At 39.4% G+C, this 25,899-nt stretch carries 27 protein-coding genes; 12 read left to right on the top strand and 15 right to left on the bottom strand.

Annotation, left to right across the window (positions count from 1 at the left end; translation table 11 throughout):
- Positions 1-75: 75 nt before the first annotated feature.
- From J500_RS05950 to J500_RS06000, 11 genes are all read right to left on the bottom strand, one after another.
- The gene (locus J500_RS05950; protein ID WP_004998302.1) at positions 76-1,035 is read right to left on the bottom strand and encodes a 2-hydroxyacid dehydrogenase; all 960 of its coding nucleotides are present in this window, start codon (positions 1,033-1,035) and stop codon (positions 76-78) included.
- Positions 1,036-1,185: 150 nt separating this feature from the next.
- Positions 1,186-1,851: a hypothetical protein gene (locus tag J500_RS05955; RefSeq protein ID WP_004998304.1), complete on the bottom strand. Its 666-nt coding sequence runs from the start codon at positions 1,849-1,851 to the stop codon at positions 1,186-1,188.
- 89 nt (positions 1,852-1,940) lie between these two features.
- The gene (locus tag J500_RS05960; protein WP_004998307.1) at positions 1,941-3,830 is read right to left on the bottom strand and encodes a M48 family metalloprotease; all 1,890 of its coding nucleotides are present in this window, start codon (positions 3,828-3,830) and stop codon (positions 1,941-1,943) included.
- An 83-nt stretch (positions 3,831-3,913) separates the two neighbouring features.
- A complete protein-coding gene (gene purF / locus J500_RS05965; protein ID WP_004998310.1) occupies positions 3,914-5,452 on the bottom strand; it encodes an amidophosphoribosyltransferase in 1,539 nt (512 codons plus the stop codon).
- Positions 5,453-5,476: 24 nt separating this feature from the next.
- A complete protein-coding gene (locus J500_RS05970; protein WP_004998311.1) occupies positions 5,477-6,064 on the bottom strand; it encodes a CvpA family protein in 588 nt (195 codons plus the stop codon).
- A 3-nt stretch (positions 6,065-6,067) separates the two neighbouring features.
- Positions 6,068-7,072: a quinone-dependent dihydroorotate dehydrogenase gene (locus J500_RS05975; protein ID WP_004998313.1), complete on the bottom strand. Its 1,005-nt coding sequence runs from the start codon at positions 7,070-7,072 to the stop codon at positions 6,068-6,070.
- 91 nt (positions 7,073-7,163) lie between these two features.
- Positions 7,164-7,643 (bottom strand): type II secretion system protein GspM, encoded by a 480-nt coding sequence (gene gspM, locus J500_RS05980; RefSeq protein WP_004998317.1) that lies wholly within the window; start codon positions 7,641-7,643, stop codon positions 7,164-7,166.
- Positions 7,643-8,782, bottom strand: coding sequence for a type II secretion system protein GspL (gspL, locus tag J500_RS05985; protein WP_004998319.1), 1,140 nt, complete (start codon positions 8,780-8,782; stop codon positions 7,643-7,645). The genes gspM and gspL overlap by 1 nt, the downstream gene beginning before the upstream one ends.
- Before the next feature lie 23 nt (positions 8,783-8,805).
- Complete coding sequence (locus J500_RS05990; protein ID WP_004998321.1) at positions 8,806-9,261, bottom strand: SixA phosphatase family protein; 456 nt, start codon at positions 9,259-9,261, stop codon at positions 8,806-8,808.
- 65 nt (positions 9,262-9,326) lie between these two features.
- Complete coding sequence (locus tag J500_RS05995) at positions 9,327-10,400, bottom strand: NAD(P)H-dependent glycerol-3-phosphate dehydrogenase (RefSeq protein WP_004998322.1); 1,074 nt, start codon at positions 10,398-10,400, stop codon at positions 9,327-9,329.
- 32 nt (positions 10,401-10,432) lie between these two features.
- Positions 10,433-11,008 (bottom strand): nitroreductase, encoded by a 576-nt coding sequence (locus J500_RS06000; protein WP_004998324.1) that lies wholly within the window; start codon positions 11,006-11,008, stop codon positions 10,433-10,435.
- Positions 11,009-11,216: 208 nt separating this feature from the next.
- Between J500_RS06000 and J500_RS06005 the strand changes: the two genes are divergently transcribed.
- Positions 11,217-11,594 (top strand): hypothetical protein, encoded by a 378-nt coding sequence (locus J500_RS06005; RefSeq protein ID WP_004988255.1) that lies wholly within the window; start codon positions 11,217-11,219, stop codon positions 11,592-11,594.
- Positions 11,595-11,687: 93 nt separating this feature from the next.
- Here J500_RS06005 and rhlB read toward each other — a convergent pair whose 3' ends face one another.
- Both rhlB and J500_RS06015 read right to left on the bottom strand, forming a co-directional pair.
- A complete protein-coding gene (gene rhlB, locus J500_RS06010) occupies positions 11,688-12,839 on the bottom strand; it encodes an ATP-dependent RNA helicase RhlB (RefSeq protein WP_004988257.1) in 1,152 nt (383 codons plus the stop codon).
- Between the two features lie 104 nt (positions 12,840-12,943).
- On the bottom strand, positions 12,944-13,156 hold the full coding sequence (locus J500_RS06015) for a cold-shock protein (RefSeq protein WP_004653893.1): 213 nt from the start codon (positions 13,154-13,156) through the stop codon (positions 12,944-12,946).
- 391 nt (positions 13,157-13,547) lie between these two features.
- Between J500_RS06015 and J500_RS06020 the strand changes: the two genes are divergently transcribed.
- The 6 genes from J500_RS06020 to J500_RS06045 all read left to right on the top strand — a co-directional run bounded on the left by J500_RS06020 (position 13,548) and on the right by J500_RS06045 (position 17,051).
- Positions 13,548-13,784: a sulfurtransferase TusA family protein gene (locus J500_RS06020; protein WP_004998326.1), complete on the top strand. Its 237-nt coding sequence runs from the start codon at positions 13,548-13,550 to the stop codon at positions 13,782-13,784.
- A 133-nt stretch (positions 13,785-13,917) separates the two neighbouring features.
- Positions 13,918-14,784, top strand: a complete 867-nt coding sequence (gene rpoH, locus J500_RS06025; RefSeq protein WP_004988265.1) for an RNA polymerase sigma factor RpoH — start codon at positions 13,918-13,920, stop codon at positions 14,782-14,784.
- 110 nt (positions 14,785-14,894) lie between these two features.
- On the top strand, positions 14,895-15,260 hold the full coding sequence (locus J500_RS06030) for a DUF423 domain-containing protein (RefSeq protein WP_004998327.1): 366 nt from the start codon (positions 14,895-14,897) through the stop codon (positions 15,258-15,260).
- Positions 15,261-15,271: 11 nt separating this feature from the next.
- A complete protein-coding gene (gene thiS, locus J500_RS06035; RefSeq protein WP_004998328.1) occupies positions 15,272-15,469 on the top strand; it encodes a sulfur carrier protein ThiS in 198 nt (65 codons plus the stop codon).
- Between the two features lie 12 nt (positions 15,470-15,481).
- Positions 15,482-16,267 (top strand): thiazole synthase, encoded by a 786-nt coding sequence (locus tag J500_RS06040; RefSeq protein WP_004998332.1) that lies wholly within the window; start codon positions 15,482-15,484, stop codon positions 16,265-16,267.
- 85 nt (positions 16,268-16,352) lie between these two features.
- Positions 16,353-17,051: a hypothetical protein gene (locus J500_RS06045; RefSeq protein ID WP_004998336.1), complete on the top strand. Its 699-nt coding sequence runs from the start codon at positions 16,353-16,355 to the stop codon at positions 17,049-17,051.
- A gap of 50 nt (positions 17,052-17,101) precedes the next feature.
- Here J500_RS06045 and J500_RS06050 read toward each other — a convergent pair whose 3' ends face one another.
- Positions 17,102-17,713, bottom strand: coding sequence for a glutathione binding-like protein (locus J500_RS06050; RefSeq protein ID WP_004998337.1), 612 nt, complete (start codon positions 17,711-17,713; stop codon positions 17,102-17,104).
- A gap of 492 nt (positions 17,714-18,205) precedes the next feature.
- Positions 18,206-18,817 (bottom strand): YadA-like family protein, encoded by a 612-nt coding sequence (locus J500_RS06055; RefSeq protein WP_080633177.1) that lies wholly within the window; start codon positions 18,815-18,817, stop codon positions 18,206-18,208.
- A gap of 122 nt (positions 18,818-18,939) precedes the next feature.
- On the opposite strand from J500_RS06055, the gene J500_RS06060 reads away from it, so the two are divergent.
- The 5 genes from J500_RS06060 (at position 18,940) to J500_RS06080 (ending at position 25,896) form a co-directional block, all read left to right on the top strand.
- Entirely contained in the window at positions 18,940-19,647 is a 708-nt protein-coding gene (locus tag J500_RS06060; RefSeq protein WP_004998340.1) for a response regulator, read from the top strand.
- Positions 19,593-21,521, top strand: coding sequence for an ATP-binding protein (locus tag J500_RS06065; protein WP_004998342.1), 1,929 nt, complete (start codon positions 19,593-19,595; stop codon positions 21,519-21,521). Before J500_RS06060 ends, J500_RS06065 begins: the two co-directional genes overlap by 55 nt.
- A 99-nt stretch (positions 21,522-21,620) precedes the next feature.
- Entirely contained in the window at positions 21,621-22,337 is a 717-nt protein-coding gene (trmB, locus tag J500_RS06070) for a tRNA (guanosine(46)-N7)-methyltransferase TrmB (protein WP_004998345.1), read from the top strand.
- Positions 22,338-22,940: 603 nt separating this feature from the next.
- Positions 22,941-25,427 carry an acyl-CoA dehydrogenase gene (locus J500_RS06075; RefSeq protein ID WP_004998347.1) on the top strand — a complete coding sequence of 829 codons (2,487 nt, stop codon included), beginning with the start codon at positions 22,941-22,943 and terminating at the stop codon, positions 25,425-25,427.
- A 79-nt stretch (positions 25,428-25,506) separates the two neighbouring features.
- Positions 25,507-25,896: a carboxymuconolactone decarboxylase family protein gene (locus tag J500_RS06080; protein WP_004998348.1), complete on the top strand. Its 390-nt coding sequence runs from the start codon at positions 25,507-25,509 to the stop codon at positions 25,894-25,896.
- Positions 25,897-25,899 lie beyond the last annotated feature (3 nt).

Raw genomic sequence — 25,899 nt, forward strand, 5'->3', positions numbered from 1 at the left:
TCAAAATAATTTTGTCAGCACCCCCAATATAACACTGGAAACTCAAAGCATTTGCAATAAAGTGTTATAGCAAATTTAGCCATTTACAAGATATTGTGGGGTTCTTCCCTCCAGTGCATCGACTAGATTCTTATGTGCCAGTTTAGCCATTTTTAATCGTGTTTCGGCAGTCGCAGAGCCAATATGCGGCAATGTCACTACATTAGGTAAAGTAAATAATGGTGATGACTGTAATGGTTCCTTTTGATAGACATCCAGACCTGCGGCAAAGATTTGTTGTTGCTGCAAGGCATGAACTAGAGCTTCTTCATCCACCACTGAACCACGTGCAATATTTACGAACACGGCATGAGATTGCATTTTTTCAAACTGTGCCTTGCCCATGAGTGCTTTGGATTCAGGATTTAAATCCACCGCAACCACAACAAAATCTGACCGACTTAAAAGTTCATCCAAACCACAGTAGTGTGCATTTAAAGGCTGCGCCAATTCAAGTTTTTCACGGCGATTGTGATAAAGAATATTCATATTAAAGCCATAAAAGCCGCGTCGTGCAACTGCTGCACCAATATTCCCTAGTCCAATAATACCGAGTGTTTTACCAAAAATATCCTGTCCAAATTGAGCAGGGCCGACTGTACGCTTCCATTCACCATTTTTTGTCCATTGATCTAGCTCAGGGACTTTACGCGCAGCACTAACCAACAAAGTAAAAGCCAGATCCGCAGTTGTTTCTGTCAATACATGGGGCGTATTGGCTAGCCAAATATTATTTTTTGTGAGGTAATCCACATCATAATTATCATAGCCCACACTCACGGTTGAAATGATTTTTAATTTTTGTGCAGGTGCCAGATTGGTTTCATTGAGTAGACGACCCGCTCCAATCATGGCATCAGCATCTACGACTTCTGTACGAATTTGCTCATTGATGTCACCTTGCTTGGGATTTAATACCACCACATGATAATCGCGTTCAAGTTGATCCAGAACCGTTGCATCAATTTGACTAAAAACGATGACTTTCTGTTTCATTACATATCCTTATTCAATAAGCTAAATATCTAAAGTGAGAGATATAGTAGATTTCTTTTAACTATTGAACCCGTTTTTCTTCTCCAATATGGAGAAATAAAAAGGATTTATGAAAGAAATCCATGCTCTAACATATCAAGAAATGAAATTTTATTGGGTTAACATCAGTTGCCATAGACGGCGTTTGAGTAAAGGCTGATCAATCATTTCCTGTAAACTAGCAAGTTGCATGCACTGAGCGTGAGAAATGAAATCAAGTTGTCCCAAAATCAAAATACGTTTATCTAGCGCCAACGCATCTAAAAAGCCTTGAATATACGCGTGTACACCCCGCCCGTCACGAAAGTTTTCAAGCGGTAATGGCCATTTTAATTCATGGTAATAGCCCGATACTGAAGATTGAATATTCGTCCAGAGTTGTCTTTGCTGTTTGGATAATTGTGAGCTTTCAACCACAATAATGACCTGATCAAGACAATATGCTTCTAATGTAAAAACCTGTTGCATGACCACAACAGTTTGATCTTTTGGCAAGATGCTCCTAGGAGCTGCCAGAGTCGACTGTTCAATTTCAACAACTACTGTAGGTGGTTGTCTATCTTTTAATTGAGCAATCGACTCAATGTGTGTCAACTCTGGTTTTGCTTGAGATGCGTCTATCACCTGCTGATTGACCACAGCAACGGCCACATGATCTTCGGGGGGAATTTGATCACGCCAAGAACAAACAGGCGGCTTTTTTTGACATAACATTGCTCGTGGAATCCAAACATCCACCCCCATTGCCGCCAAAATATTACGCTGCTGCCCTGTCATATTTACACTATTGCCTCTATTTCCACGCTATTCTACTCTGCTTTATAGGCTTTTTCAGTGCTTTGATCGAAACAGAGATTAAGTGTCGTTTAAATAATCATCAGGGTATTTTTCTTTTGCATTTGATCGACAATATCCCCAGTCTCAAATCCAAATCGCCAATATAACAACTCTAAAACATCCAGTTCGTCTTGAGTGATAATACGGTCACTCCACAAACACATTTCGGCAATTCCCAATATACTGAGTCGGTCACGTAGCAATAAACCCGCACAATCATTCAGAATTTCAGCCAGATCAATAGGTTCATCCGAGATTTCTTCATACCATACCATTTCTTCCAAAGTCAAAATATGGCTCAGAATACGATCACGCACTTCAAGCTGATTGGGACTATTAATTTGCTGTACATGTAGCAATGCATCGATTAAACGAACGATTTGTGGTTTTACTTCTTCAATCGAGGTCGGCATATGGACTGGCATCAGATTTAGCTCAAATTTCACCTTCTCCAAAAGCAAAGCATCCAGTAAACCAACTTCACCGTCTTCTTGAATAATTAAAGCCAAACGAGTTAAAAACTGTCGTGCGATACTGGCTGGAAGTGAGCCAATATTACGACAGGCTTCATGAAAAATCTGAACATGCACACGCCCATCCAAATAAAGCAAGGCATCCACAATGGCACGGCTGACTTGGGCATTTTGTGGAAGAAATTCACGATATTGCCGAATCATCAAGATTGCAACCATCACTTCACGCGATCCTGTCGCTGTCTGCAATGCTCTTTGGATTAACTCAGGACGCTTAATATTTTGGCGTATTTCAGCCTTAAGCGGCTTAATAGCATCATTTAAAGCAAAACTAATGGGCGATAAACGCAATAATGGTAATGGCTGTGGTGATACCCACGGTGTATGAACATTACCATCCATTTCTTCAAGTGAACGAAATAAACTAAATAGCGGACGATTTCTTAACTTTTTAAGATTCTCAAGTTGTAACTCCTGCAAAATCGTTGGATTAAGTTCATAAATACGATCTTCAATACTCGGGTGAATATTCAACCAGCTTTGTGGGCTCAACGAGTTGGCAAAACACATATGTGCAATAGATTCAGAAAATACACTATGAATTTGCGAGCCTGCATGATGGACATAGATTCGAAGTAAAGTTTGAGTATTGGCATTATTTTGAATAAGTTGCATGGTTTTGTAATCATTACGAAAAGTTCGACCACTTAAAGTTAAGTATTTGATCAAACGTGTAATCAGTACTCCCATACTGCCTAATAGCCAAATAATCCCACCGACTGCAATAAAAAATGTTTCAAATTTGCGATGTTTATTTTTTTGATAGGGCTTAAAACCTCGTTTTGCAATTCGACTACCTAGTTGGCTAAAAGTAATCAAACCACTATATAAGATTTTAAGTTTGGTATTTTCTACCGCTTCACCAGATAAAATCTGATTAAATTCATGGCTCAGCAAACCATATAATTCAACTTCATCCAGATTTTGCAATGCTCCCCACGTCATGATAATGACCACATTGCGCTGATCAAACCCAGCAGTTAAGGCATTGACTCCAACTTCATCTGGCAAAACATATAATACTGGCGTTTCAATTTGAAACTTTTTTGCCAAACGTTGAGAAATTTTAAGGGCGACGCTTTCTTCTGGCGTATTTTCCAACAGATCTAAACGACGACCTTTTAATTGCTTCGCTAAAGAATGTCCACCTTCTCGAAAAATATAGAGTTCGTAAATGGCGGAACTCACCACAATAAAAAACAATAAAATAATCAAATAAGGACTTAAGCTATGCCAAAAAATAGACTGACTATAATCAAAATAGTGAACCAAAAGTCCAAGCGTGGTATTTAAGATGAACATTGTCAGCAGCATCGCGACCACGCACATGCTTGCCGACCACATCATATTTTTATTTTCAACGAGATAATGACTGACTTCTTTCAATGTAAATATGTCCTGATTACATTGTTGCCTCATCATAAATGAAAAAAGCGGGAAAAACCCGCTTTTTTCCCACAGAATTTATATTATAACTCTTCTTTGATTCCTGTTAAATCAACGGAAGCAGCATCAATATTGACATCTATATAACCATCTGTACTTTTGGCTGAATCATTACGCTTACGCTCTAGGTTTTCTAGATAAGCCTGATCGATGCCACCCGTCACATAAATACCATCAAAGACCGAACTATCAAACTCAGTCAAATCAGGTACCTTGCTCGTACGAACTGCATTTTTTAAATCTTCCAAATCCTGAAAGATCAAACGATCGGCACCAATAATGTCCTGAATCTCTTCAACACTGCGTTGTGACGCAATTAACTCAGTTTTTGCTGGCATATCAATACCATAGACATTTGGATATTTCACCATAGGTGCAGCAGAAGCGAAATAAACTTTCTTGGCACCCGAATCACGCGCCATTTGAATGATTTCATTACACGTGGTACCACGAACAATCGAGTCATCCACAAGCAGAACATTTTTGCCTTTAAACTCAAGTTCAACTGGGTTGAGTTTTTGACGTACTGATTTTTTACGTTGCTGTTGACCTGGCATAATAAAGGTACGACCGATATAACGGTTTTTCATGAAACCCTCGCGGAATTTCACACCCAAAATATTCGCCAGTTCAAGTGCAGAAGTACGGCTGGTATCTGGAATTGGAATCACGACATCAATATCGTGTTCCTCACCCCATTCACGCAAAATTTTATGCGCCAGTTTTTCACCCATTTTTAAACGGGCTTTATAGACTGAGATTCCATCGATAATTGCATCTGGACGCGCAAAATACACATATTCAAAAATACATGGACGATGCTTTGGTTCAGCAGCACATTGCTGAGTGAAAAGCTCACCTTGGTCATTAATGAAAATTGCTTCGCCTGGCTGAATATCGCGCTCAATCTTAAAGCCAAGTGCGGTAATCGCAACTGATTCAGAAGCAATAATATATTCCGTCCCCAGTTCCGTTTCGCGCGAACCATAAATGAGTGGACGAATTCCATTTGGATCACGAAAACCCACCAAACCATGCCCCGTAATCATGGCAACCACACCATAAGCACCTTTACAGCGCTCATGAACGCGCTTCACTGCATGAAACACATCTTCTGCGGTTGGATTTAAAGTGCCACTCTTTTGCAATTCGTGAGCAAACACATTGAGAAGCACTTCAGAATCAGAGTCGGTATTCATGTGGCGCAAATCTGTTTTAAACAGGTCATCATGAATATCAGAAGCATTGGTCAAGTTACCATTATGTGCAAGCGTGATTCCGTATGGAGAGTTTACATAAAATGGTTGCGCCTCAGCACTACTTGCCGAACCCGCAGTCGGGTAACGCACATGACCAATCCCATAGTTACCAATCAATGCACGCATATGACGAGTATGAAATACATCACGTACCATACCATTGTCTTTACGCAGGAAAAGACGACCATTATGACAAGTCACGATCCCAGCTGCATCCTGTCCACGATGCTGCAACATCGTTAATGCATCAAACAACATTTGGTTAACGGGTGCTTTACCAGCTATACCAACTACTCCACACATAGCAACCTCGCAGACGGGCTAGGATTAATAAAAAGGATTTTGGGTTGAATGACTGGACTGATCTTTGTCTAAATCAGACTCAGCCACCTCATGTGAAGGGCGATGAAATAAACTCCCTTCCGATGTCACATGTTGTAATGCTTCATTGGCAGCATCTTTCGATAATTCGGTTGCTAACGGCGCATAAGGCAATAAAACTTGAATAAATTTGGACTGTTTCCAATGTGGAGAGCTTTCGACCCATGGGCCAAGACCTTGCATAGTCACCAGTACAATCAATAAGCCTTTTAATGTCCCGAAAGCACCACCAGCCAAACGATTTAATGGACCGAGACTCATACTTTTAAGTATCAAATTGAGTATAGCTGTCACAATCCACGTAAGGACAATAATCATCAGAACAATAAATGCAAATGCCGCAATCTTTTGGACAACGGGGTCATGACTTAACACCCCCATGCTTGGCGCCAAAAAGCTGGCATATTTCGCACCCATAATCAGTGCCAATATCCAACCAATCAAGTTCGCAAAGGCTTTTACGAATCCTTGTCGCAAACCGTTTAGCCCTCCAATGAGCAGGAGTATCAGAATAATGATATCCAGTGTATTCATCACTTAGTTGAAAGCACTCACGCAATCTTTAATTAGGCTTGGACCTGTATATATGAGGCCACTATAAATTTGTACAAGGCTAGCACCCGCATCTTTTTTTGCAAGCGCATGTTCACCTTGGGTGATTCCACCAACACCAATCAAAGGAATTTGACCATTCAAACGTTTTGCAAACTGACGTAAGCATTCTGTACTTTTTTCAAACACAGGTGCACCAGATAAACCACCCGCTTCATTCCCATAAGGCAAACTTTCCACGCCTACACGAGACAAAGTGGTATTGGTCACAATCAAGCCATCAATTTTAAACTGCAATAATTGATTTGCGATAAATTCGATATCTTCTTCAGTCAAATCAGGCGCAACTTTAAGCACCAATGGAACATAGTGATGATACTGTTCTGCTAGTTCTAATTGGCGTTGTTTCAGCGTTTTCAGTAACTCAGTGAGCGCTTCACCACTTTGCAAGCTACGTAGATTTTTGGTATTTGGCGAAGAAATATTGACCGTAATATACGATGCGTAATGATAAACTTTTTCCAGACAAATCAGATAATCATCGACCGCATTTTCAACTGGCGTATCGGCATTTTTACCAATATTGATCCCTAAAATGCCTTTAAATTTTGATGATTTGACATTTTCAATCAACTGATCCACCCCATCATTATTAAACCCCATACGGTTAATAATGGCTTTTGCCTCTGGGATACGGAATAATCGTGGCTGTGGATTTCCAGCTTGCGGACGCGGAGTAATGGTGCCTATTTCAATAAAACCAAAACCCATAGCTGCCAATGCATCAATATAAGCGCCATTTTTATCCAGACCTGCTGCAAGACCTACAGGATTAGGGAATTCTATACCCATACAAGTCACAGGTTTTGGTGCAATATGCTGACGCGCTAATCCAATTTTATGGGCGGACTTCAGAAGTGATAAGGTAAGTTCATGTGCACGCTCGGGTGACAAGGAGAACAACATTGGGCGAGCAAGCGAATATAACATATCAATCAAAGTCTACTGCTTTTTCAGGTAGGCATATTATAGGCATAGCGCAGATAAAACACCATGCTTGCAAGCCTTTTATTTTGAGACCTTATTGTACTATAGCCGTTAATTTAATCTGATTATTACTCGACACCATCTCCATTTTTTCAATTGACAGGCCCATTTGTGCAAGCTGCGTTATAAAATTTGCTAAAACCGCATAATTTTGATGTTCTGCAACAATTTGCAATTGATCTCCCATTTGCTGAGATGACACAGTTAACCCCTGCTGCTGTGAAACCCGCTGAACTTTCTCAGCTAAACTCAATTGGCTTTCCGAGGCAGGTTTCATGGTCACTGCATTGCTTTGCATCCAGACCATTAAATCTTTAAGCTCATTGACTCGCTTTTGTTGCTGATCGGCCAGACTGTGCATTTTCCAAAGTGAAAACCCTACTAGAGTAACGACAACCAATATACTGGCAAAAATCACCATATAACGTTCACGCGCAGACATGCGTTGTAAAGCATCAATAATACGTTCGACTTTTTGATCAAAGCCTTGCTGAATTCGAGTTATCGTGTTCATTATTGTACTTTTACCATCCCAATTGCGCCTGCACCATCCGCCTGAACATTTCCTAGTTCTGCTTTAAACCCTTGTTGATTAAGCTGCTGCGTTAAATTTTGCAAATCATTGGCAGAATTGGCTTTTAATGACATGCTCAAAGACGAAGCGCTATAACTTATTTGCTGCGCAACAATTTGGCGCTGCATCAAAATAGGTCCGACTCTACTTAATAAATTTAAAGCTGTCGTGTCACCGCTTTGGCTCATCCTCAACTGGCTTTCAAACATACTTTTTATATTTTGCTCAGTCACTCGACTATTGGCACCAAACCAATATTTATATTGATCTACGGCTTGTGTCGCTGTCTGGTTCGCCAGCTTTTTTAATTTGTACCAACGTAAAGCATCGTAACTTAACTGAACAATCAATACTGCGATGAAAACAGCAACACACGCTTTCCAATAACCAGAGACTTTGCTTTCATTTTTGGCTTTGGGTAATACATTGAATGGATGCTGCTTCGATTTTTGAATTTTTTGAAACTGATAATCAAAAGGTTCACGGGTTTCTGCCGTAGAAACATTTGCCAGCAGATCAAGTTGTTGTGCGGCCAGATTACTATAATGATAAAAAGTATCAGCGGCTCGAAATTCAAGATAAACCCCAAGATCATCAATCACCATACCTTTATAGCGACTTTCACGCACCAAAGTCTGCCCATGCAAATGGATCAGATTGACTTTATTCTGTTCAGGTTCAGGCACAATCAGAAAATCAGGGAGTAAAGCAACTAGTTTAATCGGCAACAAGTTCAAAGCATGCTGCCATGTTTCAACTAAATTTTGTGCAACAGCCAAGATCGTTAATTGATCTGGCGATTCAAAATGGTGAACCACTCGCATGTGATCAATCGGCATAGTGACATATTCTTCCATGAGATATTTAATCCCATCTGCCCCCAATTGCTTCACATGAACTTTGGTGATCTGTTGTTGCAAAATCTGAATATGACGACTGGAAAAGAAAACAACGGTCTCTTCTCCTTGATGCGGTTGCAAATCATGAATCAGCTGCTCAAGGCTGGAAGCCTGTAACCAATTTTCACCTGTTGACCAAAACCAAGCCCCATTGGCTTCAGGCATCCATAAATACAGCATAAATTATAAGTACCGTGTTTTCATTATAGCGTAGGTATAAAACTATGTTCTTGTGTTGACAATCCATTGGCAATCACACTTTGGCGATAAATACGTGCTTCAGCCAAAGCAAAGGGATTAAAGTTCTCATGTGTAAGCTGTTCAGCAATATGCCCCACAACATTCATATGACACACCACAACAACAGATTCAAATGGAAGTTGGGATAGCCAGTCTATCGCATCTTCTGCATCATCATCAGGTTTGATCTTATCACAAAGTAAAACAGGAACTTCAGGAAAATATGCCTGAATATGACCAAGCGTTTCTTGCGCGCGCAGTAAAGGGCTCACGACAAAAACTTCGGGGCTTATGATCCCGTTAAGATATTGTGCCGTTTGTTCAGCCTGAGCATGACCCAATGCAGTCAATGGTCGCTTGGTATCATTACCATCTACAGGAGGCGCTGCCTCTCCATGACGAACTAAAGTCAGTTGCATAACCATTCCTTTTTAATCTTTCTTTATGATAACAAGTCTTTATGACAGTTTTTATAAACAGGCTATTACACTTCATGATGCGGCAGTACAAACTCGACATCACTACGATGCCCATTCTTCATAAGCGCAAGTGCAATATTTAAAGCTGGGGCATTCTCAAAGATCACTTCATACAACGCATTGGTAATTGGCATATATACATCAAGCTCTTGAGCACGCTTACGCACCTGCACAATGGTATTGATGCCTTCCGCCGTTTGTCCAAGTTCTTTAGTCGCTTGCTCCAGCGTTTTACCAGAACCTAAAGCATAACCAATTTGATAATTACGACTGAGTGGACTATTACAAGTCGCAAACAGATCACCTACGCCCGACAAACCCAAAAATGTCAGAGGATTTGCACCCAATTCTACAGCAAAACGGCTCATTTCTGCCAAAGCACGTGTGATGATCATACTCTTGGTGTTTTCACCAATATTATAAGCTACCGCCATTCCCATCGCGACTGCATAAATATTTTTTAGTGCACCCCCCAGTTCTACGCCATGCACATCATCGCTACCAAAAACACGAAATAAAGCACTATGTAAAGCATGCTGTACGGCATAACGTACCAGTTCAGAGTGACTGGCAATCACTGTGCCTGAAGGCATACCCGCCATAATTTCTTTGGCAAGATTTGGCCCAGAAAGTACACCGTAGGGAACTTCTGGTAATTCTTCCCGAATAATATCGCTCATAAAGCTGAATGTATCGGCTTCAATTCCCTTGGTCAGCGAAACAACCGCCTGTGAAGTAATAAAAGGTGAAATTTGTTTAAGCACATTACGAAAAGAATGGCTTGGTATCGCAACCAAAATAATATCACGATCACAAACAGCCTCTTCGATATCACAGACTGCACGTAAACCCGTTTCTAAATTAAAATCTGGTAAATAACGCTTATTGATATGACTGCGATTAATATCATCTGCGGCATCCTGATCACGAATCCAGATCATAGTATCGCAACCATTGCGCACAGCGAGATTTGCCATTGCAGTACCAAAACTACCACCACCTAATACGGTAATTCTGAGCGCTGTTTTTTTATCCACTTCAACTGGCTTAACCAAGTCTGAAAAATTTAATTCCGTCATACGTTTTTTATTCCTACAACACCCATATATTTTTAAGACTGCCAATTCGTGACGAAATCGCTTATAACCATCTCTGCACGTGGCGCAATTGCTTTTGCAGCAGTACCAATGTAAATAATGCCAGAGATCAAATCACGATCAGCCAATCCTAAATGATGCTTTAACCACGTCGACTCTACCACTGCGCCCGAACGCCACATGCTCGCAAAACCCTGTACTTGTAACGACAGCAGAAAATTTTGAATCGCAGCACCTGAACTCAAGGTCTGTTCAAACAATGGAGCTTTGGGATGATCCTGAAATTGAGTAACTGCAATGACCAACAAAGGTGCGCGAAAAGGATGTTGCTTAACTCGATCAAGCTGAACTGGATCAGTTTCACCCAAATCCGCCAACGCCTGAGATAAACTTTCTCCAAAATTCGCACGTTGCTCGGGTTGAATGACAATGAATCGAGTAGGTTTGAGGCGATGGTGATCTGGCGCAGTCAGAGCAGCTTCGAACGCTTTTTGTAATTGTTGCGAAGAAGGAGCAGGCTCAACAAGATGCCCAATTGATTGACGCTGATGAATATTTTGATGAACCGTATTTACGTCTAAATCCGTCATGAACATTGATCTAATAGAGAAAACAAAACTAGATTAGCATATTCTTTTTTATTTCTGCCATGTCAATCTGGGCATTTATTCAGTTTTCACCAATTTGACATCTATACTGCACAAAACCATCAAAATCTATACAACATACTCAAAATAAATAGAAAATTTTATGTTCAACTAAAATGGTTCATTTTTAATATTTCAGAAGGACTGGTTTATGAAAACACAAATGACCGCCAGCATACTGACTGTGTCAGCCCTTTTACTGACCGCTTGTGCATCTAATCCGACTTCCACAGCAGCAATTCAAAAAGAAAATAATCAGTTTGAAGTGACAGGTGTTGGAAAAACAAACTTAATTGCAAAAAACAATGCGGTTGATGCTGCTAATAAAACCTGCAAACGCAGTACAGCCATCGTCGTCGATGAGAAAACCAACTATAACGGCGTACTCAAAGGTGTAGTGGATGAAGACACTGGAAAAATGGTTGAAGCAGCAGCCAGTGTTATCGGCTCTATTTCAGGGAAAAATGCGTCTTTAGCTAAAGATGATGATTACCAAACCACGCTTACCTTTTATTGTAAGGCGAGCTAACTTTAACGAGCAGCTCGTTTTTCATCTACAAAAAAATGCGCTCTAAAAAATATTGAGCGCATTTTTTATAAAAACACATTCAGGCAATATTAACTAGCAATAACCTTCCAACCGAGTTAAAGGTAACTTTTTACCAATGGCTTTTTCAATTTCTGGCAAATAAAACGCATCATCTTCAGAAAGAAAACTGATACTAACGCCTTGTGAACCCGCTCGCCCTGTTCGACCGATACGATGCACATAATCATCAGACTGCTCAGGTAAAGTAAAATTCACCACATGCGATACACCATCGACATGAATACCACGTCCTGCGACATCCGTTGCAATCATGATGTTATTTTTACCCTGCTTAAATTGCTCAAGCATTTTCAAGCGTTTGTCCTGCGCAATTTCGCCCGACAACATGCCCACCCGATAGCCATCTTTTTTTAGATGATCATATAAACGGCGCACCTGATCTCGACGATTGGCAAAAATCATGACTTTATCGATGGGTTCATCACGTAAAATATCTTGGAGCAAACGATATTTATCTTTTTTCTCCACCACATAAACGCGTTGTTCAACGTCATTATTGGTTTTTTGTTCAGGTTCAATTTCAACAGTCACGGGTTCAAATAACCATTGACGTGCCAGATTCAGGACATCATAGCTAAAGGTAGCCGAAAACATTAAAGTCTGACGTTCCTCTTTACGCGGCGAATAACGCACAATACGTTTTACCGAAGGAATAAAACCCATATCCAGTAAACGGTCTGCTTCATCAATCACCAAAAATTCGATTTGATCAAGCCAGATTTCTTTTTGTTCAATAAAATCTATCAAACGACCAGGTGTCGCGACCAGAATATCCAGAAAATTCGCATTCAATGGTTTCTTTTGCTTGTCGAAATCCACACCGCCAACCAAGGTGAGTAATTTTAAATCTGTAAATTTGGTCAGTTCTTTAGCATCACTTTCAATTTGTAATGCCAGTTCACGAGTCGGCGCAAGAATCAAAGCGCGAGGCTCACCACGGTAGCGTTGTTCCTGAATCGGATTATTGAGCAAATCATTGATGATACTGACCAAAAATGCTGCCGTTTTACCCGTTCCTGTCTGCGCGCGACCAATAGCATCGTGCCCTGCCAGTGTATATGTTAAAACCTTTTGCTGAATTGGGGTCATTTGCTTAAACCCTAATGCATCAATCGCTTTTTTAAGTTGCGGATGTAGATTCAAGGTTTCAAAACCAGATACCATATACTCGTGCTCTAACTGTTAATCACTCTGATGAGAGCGATAGTATAAAACAAAAACGCCCCAATTAAAAAATTGAGGCGTTATTCAACATGACAACATGTTGATTAGTCTAAAGGCTGTACATTCTCAGCCTGAAAACCTTTTTGTCCTTGCACAACGCTAAACTCAACGCGTTGGCCATCACGTAACGAACGATGTCCGTCACCCATAATTGCACGAAAATGTACAAATACGTCATCGCCGCCATTACGTTGAATGAAGCCAAAACCCTTAGTGTCGTTAAACCATTTAACAACGCCTTGTTCGCGAGCTGTCATAAGTCAATCCTCAGAAGTGAAAATAAAGGACCTTCCGGTGTTGCAAACAGCAGAGCAAACAAGTTTAAAATTCGTTATTATTTCAAAGCTTGTAATCATTCTGTAAAACTATCAACAATTTCCGGTTACATCCATTTGTTATAGGTTTAGTAAAACAATGATTTGTTTATACTGGTTAATCCTAAAACGCTTCGAGCTTAACACGGGTTTATGACAATTAATAGAAATTTTTTAGATAATTCTATATTAATTGTTGATTATTTTTTAAACTCTCCCACAAAATTTTTACCATTGATAAAATCTATGCTAGCTATAGCGCACGACTTTTTACACATTTGTGCAAATATTTGATAAAATTATTATTCATAAATGTCGCTAAATATTTTTACGGATGAGTGATTCAAACCCCGTTCCCGCTACTGAAATTAATGCAATTGGTCAGCCATGCCCAATGCCGCTGCTGATGCTTAAACGTCATTTAAAAAAGGCAGATCATCAGGTTTTGCTTTTGAAATCTTCTGACCCCCATAGTGAAATTGATGTATTACGTTATTGCGAACTACATCAGCTTAGTTGTGAGCTCATTAGAGTATCTGAGCAAGAATTTCATTATTTGATTGAATCCTAAATATATCGTTTTGATATTTAGATTAACTCGTGTATAAAATTTTACATTTCTCTACCCAATTTTCCTTAATTATGAACTTGCTTCGCATTAAGATGAAATCATTGGTTATACCATCATCCTATAAGGAGAACTCATGAGTGACAGCAGCAATCAATTGATGCCCCTGTCCTTATCTGCGCCCGGTGTAAATCTCGGTGCTTACATCAGCACTGTTAATCAAATTCCAATTTTGACCGCTGAGCAAGAAAAAGAACTGGCTGAGCGTTATTATTATGATCAGGATCTGGATGCGGCGAAAATGTTGGTGATGTCGCATTTGCGATTTGTCGTCCACATCGCGCGCAGCTATGCGGGTTATGGTTTACCGCAGGGTGACCTGATTCAAGAAGGCAATCTCGGCCTGATGAAAGCGGTTAAGCGTTTTGACCCGAATATGGGTGTGCGTTTGGTTTCATTTGCCGTTCACTGGATCAAAGCTGAAATTCACGAATATGTGATTCGTAACTGGCGTATTGTTAAAATTGCCACAACGAAAGCACAGCGTAAATTATTTTTTAATTTGCGTAGTCTGAAAAAGTCGAGCAAAAAATTAACACTTGAAGAAGCTAAAGCGATTGCCGTTGACTTAAATGTCACTCCTGAGCAAGTGCTAGAAATGGAAGGTCGTTTAACGGCTTATGATGCTGCATTTGAAGCACAAGGTGATGATGACGATGATTCAACTCATGTCGCACCTGCACTATATTTGGAAGACAACCGTTACGACCCTGCTCGTTTAGTGGAAAATGAAGACTACGAAGAACAAAGTAGCTCTGCTTTATATGAAGCCATGAATCAGCTTGATGATCGTTCACGTAATATTTTACAGCGTCGTTGGCTGGACGATGACAAATCGACCTTGCATGAGCTTGCGGCTGAATACAATGTTTCCGCAGAGCGTATTCGTCAGCTTGAAAAAAATGCGATGGAAAAAATCAAAGTCGCCATGTCTGCAAGTTAGATTTTTCCAGATTTAAAAAGAGGCATCTGCCTCTTTTTATTGGTCTTAAGTATTTTTAGCGCATAGGATTTATGCTAAGGTGTTTAGGTCTTTTTTAAGTATTTCAGCTTATGTGGATCGCAATCGCAGCTGTTAATCTTGCTTTGGCTGTTATATTGGGGGCCTTCGGCGCTCACGGCCTCAAGGCTTTTGCTACACCAGAACAACTGGGCTGGTGGGGAACAGCAACACAATATTTTTTCTATCATGCATTAGGTTTACTTGCGCTAGGTATTTTGTCTAAAACGAGTCCTCAATTTTCAATTAAAGCCTCCTTTATTCTGATTCAAATCGGTATTTTATTATTCTGTGGTTCTTTATATATCATGGCATTGGGCTTACCGCGTGGACTCGGTTTAATTACTCCACTTGGCGGAGTATTTATGATTTTAGGTTGGTTAGTTCTTGCGTGGAATGCCCTAAAATACGCGAAATAATGGAAAAACACATGCAAATTTATTTGAATGGTGAGCTGACACAAACCGCTTGCCATAACTTATTGCAACTGGTTCAGGAACTGGCACTTGAAGGTAAACGATTTGCAGTTGAACAAAACGAGCAAATCGTTCCAAAAAGTAAACTGGAACAATCTCCCCTTTCAGATCATGATCGTATCGAAATTATTCACGCTGTTGGCGGCGGCTAAACGGAGCAAGCCATGCAAGATTCACCTTTAATCATCGGTTCACGTACATTTCAATCTCGCCTACTCGTAGGCACAGGCAAGTATAAAGACCTCAATGAAACTGATTTAGCGATCCAAGCCAGTGGCGCTGAGATCGTGACGGTAGCAATTCGTCGGGTAAATATTGGACAACATCCTGATCAGCCAAATTTACTCTCCGTCATTCCACCTGAAAAATATACCATTTTACCCAACACTGCGGGTTGTTTCGATGCAGAGAGTGCTGTGCGTACCTGCATGTTGGCACGTGAATTACTCGATGGTCACAATCTGGTCAAACTTGAAGTTTTGGGTGAAGAAAAAACCTTATATCCAAATATTACGGCGACACTTAAAGCTGCTCAAACGCTGATTGATGATGGTTTTGAGATCATGGTGTATACCTCTGATGATCCAATTGTCGCACAAGAACTTGAAAGTATGGGCTGTGTTGCGATTATGCCTTTAGGCAGTTTGATTGGTTCAGGCTTAGGGATTTTAAACCCACATACCATTTCGATCATTAAAGAAAATGCCAAAGTACCCGTTTTGGTTGACGCAGGTGTAGGAACTGCAAGTGATGCTGCCATTGCGATGGAGTTGGGCTGTGATGGTGTACTTATGAATACCGCTATTGCCGCTGCACAACATCCAATATTGATGGCCTCAGCCATGAAAAAAGCAGTTGAAGCAGGTCGCGAAGCTTATCTAGCTGGACGTATGCCACGTAAACGCATGGCCAATGCCAGCTCTCCTGAAACTGGCTATTTCTTTAAATAAGGCCTATATTTCTATAAGACGTATTTTAAGAGGATTCTTCGGAATCCTTTTTTATTTAAAGAATAAACAACAAGAGTATTTTCATATGCTTAAAGCTATATTTGCTATTTTTAGTTTGGGTTGTTTCAGTTTTACCACCAGCGCTCTTGCCAATCCTAATCCAACACAATATCAACAATTTATTCCTAAAAACTGGAAAATACTTGAAACAGTCAAAGGAGATTTAAATCGTGATGGTCTAGAGGACATTGTTCTGGTCATTGAAGAAAATAATCCAAAAAATATTCTGAGCAATGATAGCTTAGGAAGCCCTGAACTTAACATTAATCCTAGGGCCTTATTAGTTTTATTTAAAACAACACAAGGCTATCAGTTGATCAGTAAGAATCAACAATTGCCAAGTGAGAATGATGCAGACTCTCCTTGTCTTGCCGATCCATTGGAAGATGGTGGAATAACCATTTCAAAAGGTATTTTAAAAATAAATTTACATTACTGGTTAAGCTGTGGTTCATGGTATGTCACCCACAATACTTTTAGCTTTCGATACCAAGATCGCGCGTTTAAATTAATCGGTTTTGACCAAATGAGTTTCCATCGGGCTTCTGGTGAACAAAACTCGCTCAGTATTAACTTCTCTACAGGAAAAATAAAAGAAATATCAGGTGAAAATGAGTTTGAAGATGTTCAGCAACCAATAAAAACTAAATGGCGCACTTTAAAACAGCATTATGATTTGAAGTTAGAACAAATAAATTTCAAAGAACCACCTGAATTTCAATAAAAAAAAGCCTCAATCACATTGAGGCCTTTTTGTTAAATGCGATCAGAGAGTTAAGCAATTAAACCTTCATCACGCATCGCAATACTGACTGATTGACGTTCGGCCACTTTATTGCGTAAAGCAACAATATTGGTATAAGGGCTTAAATCGTGTTCAATGCTATTTGACCAATTTGTAAGCACGAATAAATAAGCATCGGCTGGCCCAAAGCCATCATCTACTAAATATTCATGGTCTGACTCAGCGATGGCTTTATCGATATAAGTCAGTAATCGGTCAACTTCAGCATAAGCTTTTTCTTTTGCTTCAACATCTAAGGCGCCACCAAAGAATACTGCATAAGCATCATGCAATTCTGAGTTTAGGTATCCTAACCATTCCAAAACTTTGGCACGACCTAGACCTGATGGTGGAATCAAATTCTGAGCTGGGTCATGCTGCGCAATAAAAGGAAGCACGGCAACGTTTTCAGTGAGAACCAATCCTGGCGTAATTTCAAGTGCGGGCACATAACCTTTTGGATTGATCTCGTAATAGTCAGCGCCTTTTTCTGTTTTATGTGTCTTTAAATCAACCTTTTCCAGATCAAAATCAACATTAATTTCATTCAAAAGAATATGTGCAGCCAATGAACATGCACCAGGTGAATAATACAACTTCATAAATAATCCTTGTTATAGCTCTCTTCACTGTTTTAAAGCGCTTTACTCAAACTTTCAAGCCCTAGACGTTTTAAATTTAAAAAACGTCGTAACCTAAAAATACATACCATTAAACTATTGTGTAAAAGACTAACTTTTTCAAGTCAAAAACGTTGTCTTTTATGTTTACTCAAGTGTATGACGAAAAAATGAACTTTCTAAAATTTACTAAAATAAAAAGGAAAACCAGTCATATTGGCGGAATAGACTGGTCTAAAATAATGCTGTTATTAGAATGTTATCATAATTATAAAGTGACATTTCTCCCTCTAGCGTTACAAAGATTTAAGTTCTAACTAACGTTAAAACTTAAATTCAATGTATAGTGCTTTTTTAGTTAGAAACATCCCTGAAATTGGTGATTTTTACGAGATTTTCAATTTTTTGACGATTTAATATTAAATAAAAACCAGTCACTGTAGACTGGTTTTTCATACTGCTTAAAACATTGCTTTACCAACTAAAACCAACACCGACACCGCCCGAACTTTCCTCTTTACTGAGTGCTCCGCTGATACTCAAACTGGTATTTTCATTAATCATACGTTGATAGCCTACTGCAACAGCTTGTTCCGCACCTTGCAAACCAGCACCAACCCCAATGCGGTTCTGCCCACGTAATCCAGCTGTACTGGTTGCCATATTCATCATCGCCGCACTCATCGCCCCCTGACGGTCAAAACGTTTATCAACCTCCTGAAAACGGCGTTCTGTTTGCAAGCTATAATCTTTAAATGTACTTTCCAAACCTGCAAAACGAGTATCTGTATAGCTGTTTGCGCTTGAAAGGGTTTCTGAACTTGATTTGTTCATTTGCGCAACATTAACAGCATCTGTGTCTGCCGTACCTGCTGCCACATGAGTAACCTGTCGCTGATTTGTGCTTGAACCAACGGAAACCGTATTATCTCGATCTGAAGTTGAGCCGTTACCCAACACCACTGCATTTTTAGCCTCAGTAGTCACGTTATTGCCTAACACAAAGGTATTATCTCCTTTGACAGTATTATCATTCCCAACCACATAACTGCCGTTACCACTGACTGTATTTAAAGTTGATGTCATGTATTGGTCAGTATAAGTTTTTGAGATATCCCTGAAATTAGTGATATTTTGGTTACTCATCGAAAAATCCCCAATCTCAGGGATATAAAAACTAAAAAAATAACGGCAAATTAGGGGAAGATATGAAGCTTTTGAGTAATGTAATGCTGGACCCAGACTTAGTTTTACCTGTTCCTGTGATTGTGGTTGAGGATGAACCACTGATACAAAAACGACTAAAAGAAATATTATTAGGGATTGGCTACTTACCAGAAAATCTTATTTTTGCCCAAACGCTCGCTCAGGCTCATGAGCGACTAAAAGAACATTCTGCATCTTTGGCTCTGGTTGATTTGGGTTTACCTGATGGAAATGGTATAGAGTTTATCAAACAACTAAAAATATATGATCCCACCATTGCGATTTTAGTGATCTCTGCATGGAGCACTGAGGATGCTATTTTGAATGCCCTAATGGCTGGAGCAACGGGTTATGTTCTAAAAGAACGCGATGATATTGAAATCGCATTATCTATCCGCAGTATTTTGCGCGGAGGAGCGCCTATCGATCCTTTTATCGCTCGTCAAATTTTAAAACAACTTCCTTTATCTCATGAGCAAGCTGAGAAAAAAAATATTGAAAATGAGATAGATGACGCTTTACTTTCCAAACGTGAACATGAAATATTATTATTGGTTGCCCAAGGTTTAAGTAATAAAGAAATTGCCAGCCAGATCAATTTGTCACGTTATACCGTTGAGTCTCATATCAAGCACATTTATCGGAAACTTGCAGTATGTACACGCATCAAAGCAGTCGATACTGCAAGATCACTTGGTTTACTCGATTAAGATTGTTTTTTATTTGCTTTGTATTGATTTTAGTTAGTAGCCATTCACCGCTTTATGCCGCCTCTTCCCTTGATGAATTGGTGTTGATTCCCAAAGATCATAACTGTCAGGTAAAAATTAGCACAATTCAAGCGATTCAAACTTCACCCCACATCCAAACTAAAAATATCAATCAACTAAAAAATTGGCAAAATGTAAAATTACCTGATTTTTGGGAAAATCGCTGGAAAAATTATTCTGGTATCGTCTGGTATCGCATTTTATGGTCAAAAGCCTGTCAAACTTCTCAAACTGAACCACTTGCCTTAAATATTGACAGCCTCAATATGGCAGGAGAAGTCTATTTAAATCAACAATTGATTTGGCGCGATAAAAATCTGACCGAACCTTTAAGTCGTAGTTGGAATATGCCACGTTACTGGGTATTACCTAATTCTGAGCTAAAACAAGGTCAAAACGAAATCCTCATTCGGGTGATAGGAGTGGCTACGCAAAGTCCAGGTTTAGGCAACGTTTATATTGGCACGCCGCATGCCATTATTGAACAAAATTCAAAATATGTATTTGAACATCGCACACTGTATTTCATTAATTTAATCATTTCCCTAACACTTGGAGCGATTGCTTTTCTAGTGTGGTTGTTACGCAGAAAAGATTCAACTTTTGGTTGGTTTGCTTTGGCGTCGTTATTATGGGGACTTTTTATCAGCAATATTTTAACAACGGAGACTTATCCATTTTTTCATACTTTGCAACTTGCCAGAATTAATATGTTGTTTCTGGTGGGCTATGTAATTTCTTTTACGATTTACACATGGCGATTTGCTGGAAAAAAATATAACAAGACTGAAAAAATATTATGGCTGATAGGCTTAATCAGCGTCATCATTTTATTTATCGTTTCACCTGCGTATTTAGGACTCGTTTTGTTTAGCTTATTTTTATTTGCGATCATTGTATTTTTAGGATGTTGTTTTTTCTATCAATGGATTGCTTATAAAACACCTAAAGCAGATATCCGTTTCCTTGCCCTAATTTTACTTGGTTTTATTGGGATCAATATCCATGACGTTTATCTGATTTTGACCCAAAATACTGAACATACTTATATTACCCCTTTTGCAGCACCGTTAACAGCTTTAGCGATTTCTATGATATTGGCTTGGCGGATCGCACAAAATGTTAATCATATTGAAGAATTTAATCAAACATTGACACAAAGCGTAGAACGAGTGAGCGCCGATTTAAAAAATTCTTTAGATAAAAAACATCAACTTGAAATCGAAAATATGCGTCTACAAGAGCGCCTCAATTTATCTCATGAGCTACATGATGGTTTGGGTGGGTCTTTGGTACGTTCTATGATTTTAGTGGATAAACAAGACAAGATTGATAAGCAGCATGTTTTATCTATTTTAAAACTATTGCGTAATGACTTACGTCAAGTGATTGATAGTGGCTCTACAATTGGCGCAAAAGTACCAGAAACCCCAGTGATTTGGGCTTCCTCGATACGACGACGTTTTGTACAACTTTTTGAGGAACTTGAAATTGAATCTGAGTGGAAGTTAGCAGAACAATGGCTAAAAGAACCGACTGCTTTACAGTGCTTGACGCTTGCTCGCGTGGTAGAAGAGGCTTTAACTAATATCATTAAACATAGCCATGCAACGTTGGTTAAAGTCAGTTTATTTCAGGAGTATCAACAACTAATCCTTGAAATTGAAGATAATGGTGTTGGATTTGACCCAAGTACAGTCCAACAAGGTTTACATGTCGGCTTACAAAGTATGCAAGTTAGGGTCAATCGTATAGGCGGAACATTTGAAATACATTCAGAAATGGGACAAACCCTGATTCGGGTCAAACTTTAAAAGTTTTGATTTACCAGACAGTAATTGCCAGATTAGGTTTGACTTCAACTATTAAGCCTTTAAAATACGGCATTCAGATTTTTGAGTCCTACCCAAATTATGTCGACTGATCAGTTAGAAGTGCAAATTACTGAACTGGATAATTTGCCTGAGCATCGTGAAATTGTGACGTTTATGCGCCGTTCTGCGCCCTTAAATACATCACAACGTACCGCATTAGAACAATATCAGCATTTAATTTTGGAATATCCAGTGGGGGATTTACGTCAGCATTTTGAGCACCCTGAACGTCCATTGACTGTTGAAATCGGTTTTGGAATGGGGCGTTCATTAGTTCTCATGGCTAAAGCCAATCCTGAACGTAATTATGTGGGTATTGAGGTGCATGTACCGGGTATTGCACAATGCGTCTATGAAGCAGGTATGGCGGGACTCACAAATCTTCGGGTACTGGATGCCGACGCGATTCAAGTCCTTCGTGAAATGCCAGATGACAGTATTAATTGTGTTCAGCTTTATTTCCCAGATCCGTGGCAAAAAAAGCGCCATTTCAAACGTCGTTTCGTTATCCATGAACGTATGCAACTGGTGGAACAAAAGCTTGAAATTGGCGGTACATTTCATGCCGCAACTGACTGGGAACCTTATGCTGAGTGGATGCTGGAAGTTTTAGATCATAGAGAAAATCTTGAAAATCTGGCGGGTAAAGGCAATAGTTATCCACGTCCAGATTGGAGACCTCAAACTAAATTTGAACGTCGTGGTTTAGAATCAGGTCATAAAATTAATGACTTTATTTTCAAAAAAGTTCAGTAAAAATGTTAGGCACTTATTTGATAAAATAAGTGCCTAACTTCAAAGATAAAACATAGCCTCAAAGAGACAAATAACAATTCCATGTCTTAGAATCTACCCAACATCACTAATTCATATATAAAAATTTATCTACGCCATTTCACTTTTCAGTAACGGGCAAGATTTTATATTAGACTTCTTTATCCTTATTTAACCTTTTTACTTTTCTCCCCTAGGGAAAAATAAAAAGAATTTATAAAAATAAGACCACACATTAAATTTAATTGAAACATCACAAAATTTACGTATTTTGAATTGTGTGACTTTGAATCATTTATTAGACGGAGATATTGAAATATAGATTTTATTTTTCAATAACCTTTTGTGACAAATCAATAACCTAACTGTTATGCGAAAAATAGAAAAAATAAACTATTTATAAGAAGAACAAATAACAACTTTTTAGCTTTATCAATAGAACAGGGAAATTAAGCTATTCATTTTATAAAGATTTCTCTTGTATAGATACTGATACATCATTGATTTAAGTCAAAAAGTTAAGAACTTTTCCATCACTTTTAACGCATTGATTTGATATAAAATGCAACTACCCAAGGAGTAAGTATGACTTTTTTCCTGTTTATCGTTGCTATTTTGGTACAGCTTTTTGCCATTTGGGCTGTTTTCTATTTTAGCCTATCCAGAACTGTGGGTAGTATTGTGACTATTGTTGTGGCGATTGCTTCAGCCTTTATTTTTACAGCTTGGTCACTATTATTAGGTATCCCTCTAATCCTTCTCAGTTTAGTGGTCTTAATTGATCCTCTCCGTTTTAATTTGATTACGAAACCCGCATTTAGTAGCTTAGGCAATTCTATGCCTAGTATTAGTACCACTGAGCAGGAAGCGCTTGAAGCAGGTACAAGCTGGTGGGAAAAAGAGCTATTTATGGGAGCGCCCAACTGGGATACTTTTAACGCGTATCCATTTCCTCAGTTATCAGAAGAAGAACAAGCTTTTATTGACAACGAAGCTGAACAGTTATGTAGCATGTTAGATGAATGGGAAATTCATCATCAAACCAAAGACCTGCCTGAACATGTATGGCAGTTTATTAAAGATAAAGGCTTTTTAAGCCTGATTATTCCAAAATCTTATGGCGGCAAAGAGTTTAGTTCTTTCGCACAAAGTCGCATCATGAGTAAAATCGCCTCTCGCTCACTGACCACAGCGGTGAGTTGTATGGTTCCCAATTCTTTGGGACCCGGTGAATTACTCATGCACTACGGTACCGATGAACAAAAGCAGCGTTATTTGCCGGGTTTAGCTGCTGGCACTGAGATTCCATGTTTTGGTTTGACTAGTCCAGAAGCTGGTTCTGATGCAGGTGCAATTCCAGATACAGGCGTGGTGTGTTACGGCGAATTTGAAGGTCAGGAAGTCCTAGGCCTTCGCATGAACTTTTCTAAACGTTGGATTACCCTTGCTCCAATAGCAACTGTGGTGGGTTTAGCTTTTAAACTTTATGACCCTGATGGTTTACTTGGTGATACATCTAAAACAGAATATGGTATTACTTGCGCCTTGATACCTGCAAATCATGAAGGCGTTGAGGTTGGCCCAAGACATTATCCAGGCTCTCCATTCATGAATGGAACAGTAGAAGGTCGGGATGTATTTATTCCAATTGACTACATTATTGGCGGCCCGAAAAATGCAGGTAAAGGCTGGCGCATGTTGATGGAATGTTTAGGTGTGGGGCGTGGTATTTCTCTGCCTGCATTGTCAACTGCCGCTGGAGAAATGTCTTATTTAACTGTGGGTGCATTTGCCAAAGTTCGTGAACAATTCAAACTTCCTGTCGGTAAATTTGAAGGCGTACAGGAAGCGACCAGTGACATCGCCAGTGATGCTTACATGTTAGAGTCATTTCGCTATTTGGTCACCTGTGGACTGAATCAAGGCGGCACACCTGCGGTGATGACTGCAATGGCCAAATATTATGCCACCGAGACGATGCGCAAAGTCGTGAATCATGGGATGGACGTGGTTGGCGGACGTGCAATTCAGCTCGGACCACGTAACTTCTTAGCACTGTCTTATCAGGCAATTCCTGTCGCAATCACAGTTGAAGGTGCAAATATCCTGACCCGTTCATTGATGATTTTTGGTCAAGGTTCTATGCGTTGTCATCCTTATTTATTTGAAGAATTGCAATTATTGCAATCCGATGATAAACCAAGCGCACTCAAGCAATTTCACGAAATTTTATTTAAACACCTAGGTTATACCTTCAATCGTGGAGCACGTTCATTTGCCTACGGTTTTACTGGTGGTTCAAATGACGCACCTGTAATTTCAGATGATTTTACTCAACCTTATTATAAAATCATCAACCGCCTCAGTGCCAACTTGGCTTTAACCGCTGATATGTCATTGGGTTTACTAGCAGGTGATATCAAACGCAAAGAAATGTTATCTGGGCGTTTAGCCGATATTCATGCTTATCTGTTTATTGCCTCTTCTATTTTAAAATTTTATGCCAACGGCGCCAAATCTGAAGCAGAGCAATTACATGCAAAATTAGCCCTAGAGAAATCGCTTTATCAAGTGCAAGAAGCATTTTATGGCTTGTTTGAAAATTTCCCAATCAAGCTGGGTGCAGCACTGGTTAAGTTTGTTTGTTTCCCACTTGGACGACCTCTTGCTAAACCAAGCGATGAACTCAAACAACAAGTTGCAGAACTGATCATGCAGGAAAATCCATTCCGTGAGCAACTGAAAAAACATGTGTATTATTCTCAGGATGCTAACGATGTCACAGGTCGTATGGAGTCAGCATTTCAAATGCTATTACAAATTGAACCACTTTGGCATAAATTCAAAAAAGCAGAATCTAAAGATCAGTTTAAAGGTTTAACTTTTGAAGAGCATATTACAGATGCTGTTGCGACGAACTTTATAACTGAAGCAGAGGCTCAAAGTTTGATCGTTTATAATGCTAAACGTTATGACAGTATGCTCACTGATATTTTTGACATGGAACTCAATCATGATCTTGAGCTTGAAAATCCACATATGCCTATTACAGGTGAAGCAACTCTGGATTAATTGAGTCTTTCAGCCACTTTGATAATGTGATAAAAGCGTTTACGGACGCTTTTGTTTTTTGCAAATTATAGGAAAGATGATGTCACAACAAGATTATGAAAATGGTTTAAAAGTTCGAACTGAAGTGATGGGCGAATCATTTGTTAAACGTGCTCAGGACAATACCGTACCGTTCACAGCCCCTTTGCAAAACTGGATTAATGAACATGCTTGGGGATCTACATGGCAACGTGAAGGTGTACTACCTCGTAAGTATCGCTCACTAATTACCCTTGCCATGTTAACCGCACTTAAAGCACCTACAGAACTAAAAGGCCATGTACGCGGCGCATTAAATAATGGTTGCAGCATTGAGGAAATACAAGAAACACTGTTGCATAGTTTGCCTTATTGCGGTGCGCCACCAGCCCAAGAAGCATTTCGCGCAGCCTTAGAAGTGATTCAGGAATATCAAAATAATCAAACTTAAATC

The sequence above is a fragment of the Acinetobacter sp. 479375 genome (assembly GCF_000581715.1).
GTDB lineage: Bacteria > Pseudomonadota > Gammaproteobacteria > Pseudomonadales > Moraxellaceae > Acinetobacter > Acinetobacter ursingii.

What these genes read in the sequence shown, in the direction of transcription:
- trmB (WP_004998345.1), top strand. Translation starts at nt 21,621, where the DNA reads ATGTCGACTGATCAGTTAGAAGTGCAAATTACTGAACTGGATAATTTG.
- J500_RS06030 (WP_004998327.1), top strand. Translation starts at nt 14,895, where the DNA reads ATGTGGATCGCAATCGCAGCTGTTAATCTTGCTTTGGCTGTTATATTG.
- rhlB (WP_004988257.1), bottom strand. Translation starts at nt 12,839, where the DNA reads ATGGTATCTGGTTTTGAAACCTTGAATCTACATCCGCAACTTAAAAAA.
- gspM (WP_004998317.1), bottom strand. Translation starts at nt 7,643, where the DNA reads ATGAACACGATAACTCGAATTCAGCAAGGCTTTGATCAAAAAGTCGAA.
- J500_RS05995 (WP_004998322.1), bottom strand. Translation starts at nt 10,400, where the DNA reads ATGACGGAATTAAATTTTTCAGACTTGGTTAAGCCAGTTGAAGTGGAT.
- J500_RS05970 (WP_004998311.1), bottom strand. Translation starts at nt 6,064, where the DNA reads ATGAATACACTGGATATCATTATTCTGATACTCCTGCTCATTGGAGGG.
- gspL (WP_004998319.1), bottom strand. Translation starts at nt 8,782, where the DNA reads ATGCTGTATTTATGGATGCCTGAAGCCAATGGGGCTTGGTTTTGGTCA.
- J500_RS06050 (WP_004998337.1), bottom strand. Translation starts at nt 17,713, where the DNA reads ATGAAGTTGTATTATTCACCTGGTGCATGTTCATTGGCTGCACATATT.
- J500_RS06080 (WP_004998348.1), top strand. Translation starts at nt 25,507, where the DNA reads ATGTCACAACAAGATTATGAAAATGGTTTAAAAGTTCGAACTGAAGTG.
- J500_RS06040 (WP_004998332.1), top strand. Translation starts at nt 15,482, where the DNA reads ATGCAAGATTCACCTTTAATCATCGGTTCACGTACATTTCAATCTCGC.
- J500_RS06045 (WP_004998336.1), top strand. Translation starts at nt 16,353, where the DNA reads ATGCTTAAAGCTATATTTGCTATTTTTAGTTTGGGTTGTTTCAGTTTT.
- J500_RS06055 (WP_080633177.1), bottom strand. Translation starts at nt 18,817, where the DNA reads ATGACATCAACTTTAAATACAGTCAGTGGTAACGGCAGTTATGTGGTT.
- rpoH (WP_004988265.1), top strand. Translation starts at nt 13,918, where the DNA reads ATGAGTGACAGCAGCAATCAATTGATGCCCCTGTCCTTATCTGCGCCC.
- J500_RS06020 (WP_004998326.1), top strand. Translation starts at nt 13,548, where the DNA reads ATGAGTGATTCAAACCCCGTTCCCGCTACTGAAATTAATGCAATTGGT.
- J500_RS06005 (WP_004988255.1), top strand. Translation starts at nt 11,217, where the DNA reads ATGAAAACACAAATGACCGCCAGCATACTGACTGTGTCAGCCCTTTTA.
- J500_RS06000 (WP_004998324.1), bottom strand. Translation starts at nt 11,008, where the DNA reads ATGACGGATTTAGACGTAAATACGGTTCATCAAAATATTCATCAGCGT.
- J500_RS06075 (WP_004998347.1), top strand. Translation starts at nt 22,941, where the DNA reads ATGACTTTTTTCCTGTTTATCGTTGCTATTTTGGTACAGCTTTTTGCC.
- purF (WP_004998310.1), bottom strand. Translation starts at nt 5,452, where the DNA reads ATGTGTGGAGTAGTTGGTATAGCTGGTAAAGCACCCGTTAACCAAATG.
- J500_RS06065 (WP_004998342.1), top strand. Translation starts at nt 19,593, where the DNA reads ATGTACACGCATCAAAGCAGTCGATACTGCAAGATCACTTGGTTTACT.
- J500_RS06060 (WP_004998340.1), top strand. Translation starts at nt 18,940, where the DNA reads ATGAAGCTTTTGAGTAATGTAATGCTGGACCCAGACTTAGTTTTACCT.
- J500_RS05955 (WP_004998304.1), bottom strand. Translation starts at nt 1,851, where the DNA reads ATGACAGGGCAGCAGCGTAATATTTTGGCGGCAATGGGGGTGGATGTT.
- thiS (WP_004998328.1), top strand. Translation starts at nt 15,272, where the DNA reads ATGCAAATTTATTTGAATGGTGAGCTGACACAAACCGCTTGCCATAAC.
- J500_RS06015 (WP_004653893.1), bottom strand. Translation starts at nt 13,156, where the DNA reads ATGACAGCTCGCGAACAAGGCGTTGTTAAATGGTTTAACGACACTAAG.
- J500_RS05950 (WP_004998302.1), bottom strand. Translation starts at nt 1,035, where the DNA reads ATGAAACAGAAAGTCATCGTTTTTAGTCAAATTGATGCAACGGTTCTG.
- J500_RS05990 (WP_004998321.1), bottom strand. Translation starts at nt 9,261, where the DNA reads ATGCAACTGACTTTAGTTCGTCATGGAGAGGCAGCGCCTCCTGTAGAT.
- J500_RS05975 (WP_004998313.1), bottom strand. Translation starts at nt 7,072, where the DNA reads ATGTTATATTCGCTTGCTCGCCCAATGTTGTTCTCCTTGTCACCCGAG.